The sequence below is a fragment of the Mycobacterium sp. E796 genome (assembly GCF_001672815.1).
In the GTDB taxonomy this organism is placed as follows: Bacteria; Actinomycetota; Actinomycetes; order Mycobacteriales; family Mycobacteriaceae; genus Mycobacterium.
In genome coordinates this window covers 1-9,843 of record NZ_LZKK01000078.1, presented here as the reverse complement: position 1 = coordinate 9,843, position 9,843 = coordinate 1, and the positions used below count along the sequence as shown (strand labels likewise).

Annotated in this window: 9 protein-coding genes; 5 read left to right on the top strand and 4 right to left on the bottom strand. The window is 64.2% G+C overall.

Annotated features, from left to right (window positions below; all coding sequences use genetic code 11):
* Nucleotides 1-5 precede the first annotated feature (5 nt).
* Nucleotides 6-353 carry a WhiB family transcriptional regulator gene (locus A5706_RS06795; protein ID WP_369831810.1) on the top strand — a complete coding sequence of 116 codons (348 nt, stop codon included), beginning with the start codon at nucleotides 6-8 and terminating at the stop codon, nucleotides 351-353.
* Between the two features lie 49 nt (nucleotides 354-402).
* Here the strand turns inward: A5706_RS06795 and A5706_RS06790 are convergent, their stop codons facing one another.
* Genes A5706_RS06790 through A5706_RS06780 form a run of 3 tightly spaced genes read right to left on the bottom strand, consistent with a single transcriptional unit; the run spans nucleotide 403 to nucleotide 4,302 of the window.
* Entirely contained in the window at nucleotides 403-999 is a 597-nt protein-coding gene (locus A5706_RS06790; RefSeq protein ID WP_068128464.1) for a TetR/AcrR family transcriptional regulator, read from the bottom strand.
* Nucleotides 1,000-1,003: 4 nt separating this feature from the next.
* Complete coding sequence (locus A5706_RS06785) at nucleotides 1,004-3,868, bottom strand: RND family transporter (RefSeq protein WP_082964224.1); 2,865 nt, start codon at nucleotides 3,866-3,868, stop codon at nucleotides 1,004-1,006.
* A complete protein-coding gene (locus A5706_RS06780) occupies nucleotides 3,865-4,302 on the bottom strand; it encodes an MmpS family transport accessory protein (protein ID WP_156766988.1) in 438 nt (145 codons plus the stop codon). The genes A5706_RS06785 and A5706_RS06780 overlap by 4 nt, the downstream gene beginning before the upstream one ends.
* Nucleotides 4,303-4,846: 544 nt before the next feature.
* Here A5706_RS06780 and A5706_RS32915 point away from each other — a divergent pair.
* Nucleotides 4,847-4,990: a hypothetical protein gene (locus A5706_RS32915; protein WP_156766987.1), complete on the top strand. Its 144-nt coding sequence runs from the start codon at nucleotides 4,847-4,849 to the stop codon at nucleotides 4,988-4,990.
* Nucleotides 4,991-5,041: 51 nt separating this feature from the next.
* On the opposite strand, the gene A5706_RS06770 is transcribed toward A5706_RS32915, so the two are convergent.
* On the bottom strand, nucleotides 5,042-6,262 hold the full coding sequence (locus tag A5706_RS06770; RefSeq protein WP_068128460.1) for a CdaR family transcriptional regulator: 1,221 nt from the start codon (nucleotides 6,260-6,262) through the stop codon (nucleotides 5,042-5,044).
* A 111-nt stretch (nucleotides 6,263-6,373) separates the two neighbouring features.
* Here A5706_RS06770 and A5706_RS06765 point away from each other — a divergent pair, with 111 nt between their 5' ends.
* From A5706_RS06765 to A5706_RS06755, 3 genes are all read left to right on the top strand, one after another.
* On the top strand, nucleotides 6,374-7,201 hold the full coding sequence (locus A5706_RS06765) for an alpha/beta hydrolase (RefSeq protein ID WP_068128457.1): 828 nt from the start codon (nucleotides 6,374-6,376) through the stop codon (nucleotides 7,199-7,201).
* A 37-nt stretch (nucleotides 7,202-7,238) separates the two neighbouring features.
* Nucleotides 7,239-8,852 (top strand): benzoylformate decarboxylase, encoded by a 1,614-nt coding sequence (gene mdlC, locus A5706_RS06760; RefSeq protein ID WP_068128453.1) that lies wholly within the window; start codon nucleotides 7,239-7,241, stop codon nucleotides 8,850-8,852.
* A gap of 10 nt (nucleotides 8,853-8,862) precedes the next feature.
* The coding region (locus A5706_RS06755) for an FAD-binding oxidoreductase (protein ID WP_156766986.1) at nucleotides 8,863-9,843 on the top strand (981 nt) is incomplete at its 3' end.

Genomic DNA, 9,843 nt, shown 5'->3' with positions numbered 1-9,843 from the left:
GCTCATTGCCAGATTCAGCGACGGCCGTGCGGCCAATCAGTCTTGTGCCCGTGAACGGCACTGCGCGCGCCGTGGAGGCGGACGATCGCGCCTGGGTCATGGAGGCGCTGTGCAGAGAAGCAGATCCCGACGAAATGTTCGTGCGGGGGGCGGCACAACGTAAAGCTGCCGTTATCTGCCGTCACTGCCCCGTGCTGCGGGAGTGCGCGGCGGAGGCGCTCGACAACAAAGTCGAGTTCGGGATCTGGGGCGGGATGACCGAGCGCCAGCGCAGGGTCTTGCTAAAGCAGCATCCCGACGTCGTGTCTTGGACGGATTATCTCCGCCGGCGCAACGCCCGATCAGCCGGATAGCCAGGGCCGGTCGTTTTCCTCATTACGAAACTGTTACGGCTCTCGCGTTCTAAGTGGACAGCGCGGGAAGAACGAGTGTGTCGATGACCTGTCGGAAGAAACCCGCGTCGACGCTTTGGCCGTTGAGCACCCGGAACAAGCTCATCGCGGTGAGCACGTCGGCGACCGGGGACCAGTCGCGGTCGGCGGCGATCTCACCGCGGGCCGCGGCGCGGGCCAGAATTGTCGTCATGATGCGCCTGCCCTTTAGCAGCAGCAGGTCACCGAGGGCCTCGGCGAGCTGCGGGTCGTGGGTGGCTTCCAGGGCGACGCGGAGCACCAGGTCGTTGGTGATCAATTCGCTGTCGTTGCGTGCCGCGCGCTGCACGACCGCGTCCATGTCGCCGGCCAGGCTGCCGGCGTCGGGGACGTCATCGGTGCAAAGGTCGGGCCGCCAGTAGACGAGGACGTCGGTCATCAATGCCGCTTTCGATGACCACCGCCGGTAGATCGCGGCCTTGCCGACGCCGGCGCGGGCGGCGATGTCGTCCATGTTCGTGGCGTCGTACCCGTTCTCGGTCAGTGCGGCAAGAGCTGCGTTGAGGATCGCGGGATCCCGGGACCGGTCCAGGCGGCCATCCGTGCGCTGGCGAAGCTTCGATTCCATTGCGTCACACCCCCGTCAGTTGCGGGACGGGCGCAGTGTCACCCTCCGGTTCCGGCTTCGCGGCCTCCCGCTTCCTCATGGCGAAGGTGTCCAGCGGCCACCAGAACCAGCGGCCCAGCGCGGCGGCGATCGCCGGCGTCATGAACGCCCGCACGATAAACGTGTCGACGAGCAGACCCAACCCGATCGCGGTGCCGAACTGCCCGATCACCACCAGGTCGCTGACGATCATCGACGCCATAGTCGCCGCGAAGATCAGGCCGGCCGCGGTGACCACCCGGCCGGAGGCTCCCATGCCCCGGATGATGCCGGTGTTGAGGCCGGCCGGGATCTCTTCCTTCAGGCGAGAGACCAGCAGCAGGTTGTAGTCGGACCCGACGGCCAGCAGGATGATCACCGTCAGCGGTAGCACGATCCATTGCAGGCCCACCCCGAGGATGTCCTGCCAGAGCAGAACGGACAGACCGCACGCGGTGCCCAGCGACGCGAGCACGGTACCGACGATCACCAGGGATGCCACCAAGCTCCGGGTGATGAGCAGCATGATCGAGAAGATCAGGATCAGCGTCGCGATGCCGGCGATCGTCAGGTCGATCTTCACGCCGTCCTGCATGTCGCTGTACATCGAGGCGGTGCCGGCCAGCGACACCTTCGCAGACTCCAAGGGAGTGCCCTTGACCGCGTCGGCGACCGCCTGCTTGACGCCCTGCACGTGCCGGATCCCGTCCACCGAGGCGGGGTCGCCCTGGTGGGTGATGATGAACCGGACCGCCTTACCGTCGGGCGAGACGAACATCTTCAAACCACGCTTGAAGTCGGGGTTTTTGAAGACTTCGGGCGGAAGGTAGAAGCTGTCGTCGTTCTTGGCTTCGTCGAAGTAGTTCCCCATCATCGTCGAGCCTTCGGCGTTCTCTTGCATATGCGCCTGGATGCCCGCCATGGAGCTGTGCGTGGACAGCATGAAGTCGCGCATTCTTTGCATCGACTCGATGGTCTTGGGGAAGTCGGCGAGCAGCTGTGGCATCAACCGGTCCAGGGCGTCGAAATCGACTGTGAGGCCGGCGAATTTGTCGGAAAGATCGTCGATGCCGTCGAGCGCATCGAAGATGGAGCGCATGGACCAGCACATCGGAACGTCGAAACAGTGTCTCTCCCAATAGAAATAGCTGCGAATGGGCCTGAAGAAGTCGTCGAAGTCCGCGATGCGGTCCCGCAGCTCGTTGGTGGTGTTCACCAGGTCGTGCGTTCGGCCATCCATGCTGTGAGTCGTGGCGGTCATCTGCTGCATGACGCCATACATGTGCTGCATGACGCTGATCGTTCTGCCCATCTCGTCGGCCTGCTCGAGCATCGACGCCATGCTGTCGTTCATGAATTTCGCGGTTTGCAGGGTGCTGGAACTGTTCATGGCGATCACGAAGGGGATCGAACTGTGCTCGATCGGCGCGCCCAGCGGGCGGGTGATGGTTTGGACCCGCCCGATGCCGCGTTCATGGAAGACGCTCTTGGCGATCCTGTCGATGATCAGCATGTCCGCCGGATCGCGCAGATCATGGCCCGCTTCGACCATCAGTAATTCCGGATTCATGCGCGCCGGGCTGAAGTGCCGCTCGGCCGCCGTCTGCGCGACGTTCGCCGCGATGTCCGGCGGGGTGAACTTCCTGTCGTTGTAAGTCGGGACATAGGTCGTCAGACTGACGAAACCGATCACCGCGACAAAGGACGCCACGACAATGATTGGTATCGGCCACCTCGTCACCATCGTGCCGACCTTGCGCCAACCCCGTTCCGACACTTGACGTTTCGGATCGAAGAAACCGAACCTGGACCCGACCACGAGCACCGCGGGAGCCAGCGTCAGACCCGCCAACATCGTCACCACCAGCGCGATGGCGCACGGAATGCCCATCGTCTGGAAGTACGGAAGCTTGGTCGCGGTCAGGCACAAGCAGGCGCCCACGATCGTCAGACCCGACCCCAGGATGACGTGCACCACGCCGTTGTAGGCGCTGTAGTACGCCTGCTCCCGATCCTCACCACGGGATCGGGCTTCGTGATAGCGACCCAACAGGAAGATGAAATAGTCGGTTCCCGTGGCGATGGTCAGCATCGTGACCATGCTGACGGCGTACGGGGTCAGCCCGATGATGTCCAGATTCCCGGCGGTCGCCACGATGCCTTCCGCGGCATAGAGCTCGAAGCGGACCAGGATCAACGCCAAGATCGCGTTCTTCAGCGAGCGATAGATGACCAGCAGCATCACGAAGATGACGCCGATCGTGACCATCGTCATCAGTTCCATGCTGTTGTGCGCGGCGATCAGCGTGTCGGTATTGAGCGCGGTGTTGCCGGCCACGTAGGCCTTGACCCCCGGCGGCGGCGGGACGCTTTTGACGATCTTGCGGACCTCGGCGACCGACTTGTGGGCGGGTGTGGTGCCCTGCGCGCCGTCGAGGAAGACCTGCACGTAGGCGGCTTTGCCGTCCGGGCTCTGGGAGCCGGCGGCGGTCAGCGGGTCACTCCAGAAATCCTGGAGGAACTGGACGTGCTTGCTGGCCTTGAGCTTGGCGACGATCTTGTTGTAGAACTCGTGCGCGCTGTCGCCGAGCTTGTCGTCGCCTTCCAACACGACCATCGCCGTGGAGTCGGTGTCGAACTCCTGGAACTTGTGGCCGATGTTCATCATGTCTTTGAATGCGGTCGCGTCCCGCGGGGTCATGGGCACCGAGTGCCTGCCCGCGACGTCGCCAAGCGCGGGCGTGAACAGCGTGGTGCCGAGCGCGACGAGCAGCCAAAGCAGGATGATCGGCACCGCCAGGACGCGGATCATGCGGGCGATGCGGGAGCGAGAGCCGGGCTCGTTACTCATACGGATTTCACCAGGCAGTAGATGAAGGGTTCGTATTCGTCGATGGTGCGGTCGTCGCGGACTTGGCCGTCGACGACAACGCGACATCGGATGTTGCGTATGCCTTTGTCACCTTGGGCGACGATGTTGGCCGACATCGACGGCAGGGTCGTCACGATCGTGTACGACCAGGGCAGCGGGGCGTGTTCGACCAGATGGGGTTGCCCGTTCTCGTCGAGGTAGTTGGCGCTGACGCTGCCCCCCGATGGCGACGTGACCTCGTAGGTGATGTGTTTCGGGTTGAAAGGTTTCGTATCGTCGGCGTTCGCGTCGTGGCTGGAGGCGTGTGCGGTGGCACCGAAACTGGCGCGGACCCGCAGCACGACATAAGAACCGAGCGCGACAACGACGACCAGAAGTGGCGGGATCCACGCCTTCTTGAAGAGTCGGTACACTCGCCATCTCCTCCCTGCCGCCACCGCCGAAGTCGGCACGCCGAGCGGCACCCACGCGGAACGCCAGTTCCATGTTCGGCCGGTCAGGACATTACCGCATCACCGTGCGCTTCGTCCGACGAAGGGTGGTGGGCTCCGCCGCCGGCGCCGGCGGCCGGATTCCCGGGTTCGGATCCGTTGGAGGCTGCGATATTTCGGGGTCATTGCGCGCAAAGCGCCTGAACCGCGAGCCGAACGGCGACATCTGCGGCGTCCCGAGCGATATCGTCGGCTCACCGTGTGGACAACGGAGGTGCCGATAAGCGGGCAGGCGAATTTGGGTCATCCCCGCGATTACTGCTGCGGCGAGTCTGCTGGGCGCTGTGGCGACGTATTGGACGTCGAAGAAGGCCCACGAGCGCGAGAGCAAGCGCCAAGAGCGTGAGCGCGCCGCCGAGACGGAGCGTCGGCAATCGACCCTGCTGCTCGAAGGCGCGATCCGATTCGTCAGCACGATGACCGACATCACGGTGGCAAGCGACGGCCTCACGCAGATTTCCCGCGGATGGGGCGACGTCGCTTCAACCGCGAGATCAACAACTTCGTCAACCGGGTGCGCCATCACATGAACGTCGAACCGCATGCATTCAAAGCCATCGGCGAGCAAGGCCTGGAGGAGCTGTTTGGCGTGCCTGCCGCCGGACGGTGACGCGCCCGGCTGGGATCGAGCCAGCGACCTTCCGTTCTTGGCCCAAGCGGCTTAAGGAGCCGGCGGCGCAGCGGCCGTGGGCGGCGTTGGTTGTGCGCCTATAGCTTCGAGCGCCAGGGTGACTTGGGCTAGCCAGACGTTGTCGCTCAATGGCTTTCCGGTGAGCTCGGCGAATCGACGCAGTCGGTAGTTCACGGTGTTGCGATGACAGTGCATTTTGTCTGCCGTGGCCGCTACCGATTGGCCGAGCCGTAACCAACTTTGCACGGTCGTGATGAGGGGTTGGGCTCTCTCGGACGGTAACTGGAGCACCGGTCCCAAGGTGGCTGCCACGACAGTCTCGGCCGCGTCGGGTGAGCTGGCGAGCAATACGGGCAGTACGTCGCGGTTGTAGCGCGTGGTCGGTCGGTCGTTAGTGGAGGCGGACACGGCGACTTGTGCCTGCGCGCGGGCCTTCGAGCAGTCAGCGATTGCGGTGAAGGGAGCGCTGAGGCCGATCAGGATCCGGACGTCGGCGCAGATGTTCTCGACAATGCCGTCCAGCGCGTCGGCGCGGCTCGGTCGAAGGGCCACGATCCCCACCTGCGAATGAGATGCGAGGCGAAACCACGAACCTTGGACAGCGGGGTGCGCAGAGATCAGTGTCTCGATGTCGGGGGGTGACTGCACGAGCACGGGAGCGGCGGAGGTGGCTGCGATCACCGTCAGCTGGCCGTTCCGGGGCAGACCGAGGGCGGCGACAGCGTCCCAGAACGCTGCTCCGATGCTGGATTCGTTGAAGAGCACCGTATCGAGCAGGGCGGCTCGCACTTGCTCGTTGCGCCGCGCGTCGCGGATCTCGATTTCGCGGAAAACCGCGTGTGCGCGAAGCGAATTGGTGTTCATCCACGCGAAGATGGACGGTGTCGCCGCGATCAGCGCTTCCTTGTCGATTTCATCTGTGCCCGCCAGACGCGCGAGCTCATCCCAGATGGTCGCCGCTCCTAAGCGATAGGCGTGCAACAAACTGGATAGGGTTAGCCCCTGGCCGGCACGCCAAAGGATGGCCGAGTCGAAACTGATGTGATCGGGTTCAGCGCCCCGGTCGATCCACTCGAGCATCTCGGCGAGGTAATTGGCGATGTTTTCGCGAACGGTCTCGTCGCTGTCGCCGCTGCCGTGCAGGTAGTCGGGAACCTCGCTGCGGAGCCGGATGAGGACCCTGGTGACGATCGCATCCGACTGCCGGCGGACCCGGTTGGCCAGGACTGTCAGTGGTCGCTGCTCCACCATGCACGGGATCGTAGAGCGCCGCGCGCGTTTGTGCGCGGGCACAGGATTCACGATGGGGAATCTGGGCTGCGGTTCATTGTCAAGCCGGCACCGAGTGATCACCCTAGTGTCATGAGTGCCCCCGCCGAGCAGACCATCGTTCTGATCCACGGCCTGTGGATGACGCCGCTTGCGTGGGAGGACTGGGTCGCGCGTTACCGAGCCCGCGGGTTCACCGTCCTGACGCCGGGTTACCCGGGTGTGGACCCCGGCCCGGCTGGGGTCGCGGCGCTGCGTGAGGATCCCACGCCCCTGGCCGATCTCGGGGTGCGAGAGGTCTTTGATCACCTCGCCGAGCTCATCGACGAACTCGCCGAACCGCCGATACTGATGGGTCACTCTTTCGGGGGTACCTTCGTACAGCTCCTTCTCGACGCCGGTTACGGGCGAGCCGGCGTGTCCATTGACGGTGCGGCCGTCCGGGGCATCAACGCGCTGCCGTTCTCCGAGATCCGGGCTACATTCCCGGTATTGAGAAATCCCGCCAACCTGCACCGCGCGGTACCCATCACGGCCGCGCAATTCCACTACGCATTCACCAACACGCTCACCGAATCCGTTTCCGAGACCGCCTATGAGCGTTACGCGGTTCCCGTGCCGGCGCGGATCTTGTTCCAGGGCGGATTGGCTAACTTCACCCACAACGCGGCCACTACCTACAACTTCGCCAACGACGACCGTGCACCATTGTTGTTCATCGCCGGCGGACGCGACCACATCCTCCCGCCTGCCGTGCAGCACGAGAACTACACGAAAAACACCAAGCACTCGACCGCGATCACCGCCTACAAGCTATTTCCCGAGCGAGACCACTTCACCTGCGGCGCACCAGGATGGGAAGAAGTAGCCGACTTCGCCTTGACTTGGGCGCTTGACCCCGTGCCCGGGGAACTGGACTGACTCCTTCTGCAACTCCTCGCGAAAGTAGTGACGATTAATGACCACAGTGCGCGCTGCCATCCTTGACCTCTTCCGCTCACACAATCTGACCACCTGGTTCGGCAACCCCGGCTCTTCGGAACTGGCTCTGCTGCAAGACTTTCCCGACGACTTCCGATACTTCCTCGGGTTGCAGGAAATGATCCCGGTCGGGATGGCCGACGCATACGCCCAGGTCACCCGCCGTCCCGCCGTAGTCAATCTGCACACCGCGCCCGGCATGGGTAATGCGCAGGGCCAGATCTACAACGCCTACGTCAACAAGACGCCGCTGATCATCACCGCGGGAAACCAACGCCGCAACATGCAAAACCAGTACTGTCTACTGACTAATCACGAACCCACAACCACACCAAAGCCTTTCGTGAAATGGGCGGCCGAGCCGGCGATCGCGAGCGAGGCCCCGGCCGTACTGGCCCGCGCGATCCACCTGGCCACCACCCCGCCAATGGGGCCGGTTTTCGTCTCACTGCCGATGGACGACATGCCGATCGAACTCACCGACGAACAGCTCGCCGATATCAACGTGGTGCGCGACCGGACCGTGACCCACGCGACGGGTTTCCCGACCGAGTTGGCCGAGCAGATCGGTGCCCGTTTGGACGCCGCAGCATCACCGGTGATCGTTGTTGGCGGCGATATCGACCGTTACGACGCCTACGCCGCGGTGATTGAACTCGCCGAACGCACCGAATCACCGGTATTCACCGCCCCGTTGACCGGCTGGAGCGGGTTTCCGGAGAATCACCGCCTCTATCACGGCGCTCTGCCGCCGGGCGCGGGCTGGATCTCACAGATTCTCGCCGGGCACGACCTGATCCTGACGATCGGGACGGCGGTGTTCCGCTACTACCCATTGGTGCCCGGGCCCTATCTGCCCGAAGGTGCAAGCCTGATCCAGATCACCAACGATGCCGACGAAGCCGCCCGCGCCCCCGTCGGAGATGCGATCGTCGCCGATGTCCGCACCGCGGCCCAGGTGCTCGCGGCGACGGTGAAACCGACCCAACGCTCGGCCCCCGCGCCGCGCGCCGCTGCCCCCGAACGGGTGTCAGCGCAGGTGCCGCTCAAGCCCGAGGATCTGTGGACGGCCGTCGCTCACGCCGCCCCCGCCAACACGCTGTGGGTCAGCGAGGCCGGCAGCAACGAGATCCCCATGACTGAAAGCATCCGTCCGGGCGAACCGATGTCACATCTGTCCGCCGCCGGCGGTGGGCTCGGTTGGGGCCTGCCCGCATCGGTCGGCGCGCAGATCGCGGCACCAGGTCGGCCAGTCGTGGCGTTAATGGGTGACGGCTCAATGCACTACGCCATCACCGCGCTGTGGAGCGCGGCGCGATACAACATCCCGGTCACCGTGGTCGTGGCGTCCAACGCCGAGTACGGCGTGGTCAAAGAATTCGGCGTCTGGGAGAAGACCCCCAACGTTCCCGGGCTCGACATCCCTGGCCTCGACGTCGTCGGCACCGCGGCCAGTTACGGCGTCGACGCTCACGAAGCACACAGTACCGACGAAGTGTACGAGTTGGTCAAAGCCGGCATCGCCGACCGCGACCGTCCCACCCTGATCAATGCGCGAACCACCCCCGTCCCGGGCGGATTCGGCAGCTAGGAGAAATTCGATGGATGACACGATCGTTTCGGCGTTCGCCGAGGTACTCGGTGGCCCCCACGCGGTGGCCAACGACGCCACCACTTTGGCCGAAAATGGGAAGGATTACTGGGGTTTCGGTCAACAACCCGGCCTGGTGTTGCGACCATACAGCCGCGACGACGTCGTCGCAATTGTCAAAGTCGCTGCAACACATGATGTCTCGCTGGTCACGCGCGGTGGCGCGTCGAACTGCAGCGCCGGAGTCATGGCCGGTTCGGACCGGGTGGTGATAGATCTGACCGGGATGAACCGGATTCTCGACATCGATCCGCATGCCCGCACCGCCCGGGTCCAGCCGGGTGTCATCAATTCCGATCTGCAAGAGCGGTTAGCTCCCCATAAATTGGTGTTCTCGCCAGACCCGGTATCGGCGCACTTGGCAACCATCGGTGGCAACATCATCGAAAACGCCGGCGGCCCACACGCTCTCAAATACGGCGTCACCTACAACCATGTACTGTCCGTGGAGGCTGTGCTCGCCGACGGTTCGATTGTTCATTTCAGCGCCGACGACGACGGCCCTGATCTGCTGGGAGTGCTCATCGGCTCAGAAGGCACTCTGGCGATCTTGACCGAGGCCACCGTGGCGCTGCGGCCCATCCCGCCGGTCACCCGCAGCCTGATGGGCAGTTTCAACACAGCCCGGGAAGCTGCCGAAACCATCGCCGAGATCATTCAAACCGGGACCGTACCCGCCGCGGTCGAATGGCTCGACCGCGCCGGCATCTCCGGGCTGCAGCAATTCACCGACACCGGTTACCCCACCGACGCCGACGCCATCGTGCTGATCGACGTCGACGGCACTGCCGACGAGGTCGACCGCGACGCCCAGGTCGTGGAGACGGTGCTGCGGCAACGCGCCGTTGAGGTGCGCCGCGCCGATGACGACGACGACCGCGCCAAGCTGTGGTACGGACGCCTGCATGCCCCGGACGCGGTGGTGAACAGC

Excerpts from the sequence above, each read along its gene's own strand:
- A5706_RS06785 (WP_082964224.1), bottom strand. The coding sequence starts at position 3,868 with ATGAGTAACGAGCCCGGCTCTCGCTCCCGCATCGCCCGCATGATCCGC.
- A5706_RS06790 (WP_068128464.1), bottom strand. The coding sequence starts at position 999 with ATGGAATCGAAGCTTCGCCAGCGCACGGATGGCCGCCTGGACCGGTCC.
- A5706_RS06765 (WP_068128457.1), top strand. The coding sequence starts at position 6,374 with ATGAGTGCCCCCGCCGAGCAGACCATCGTTCTGATCCACGGCCTGTGG.
- mdlC (WP_068128453.1), top strand. The coding sequence starts at position 7,239 with ATGACCACAGTGCGCGCTGCCATCCTTGACCTCTTCCGCTCACACAAT.
- A5706_RS32915 (WP_156766987.1), top strand. The coding sequence starts at position 4,847 with ATGGGGCGACGTCGCTTCAACCGCGAGATCAACAACTTCGTCAACCGG.
- A5706_RS06770 (WP_068128460.1), bottom strand. The coding sequence starts at position 6,262 with ATGGTGGAGCAGCGACCACTGACAGTCCTGGCCAACCGGGTCCGCCGG.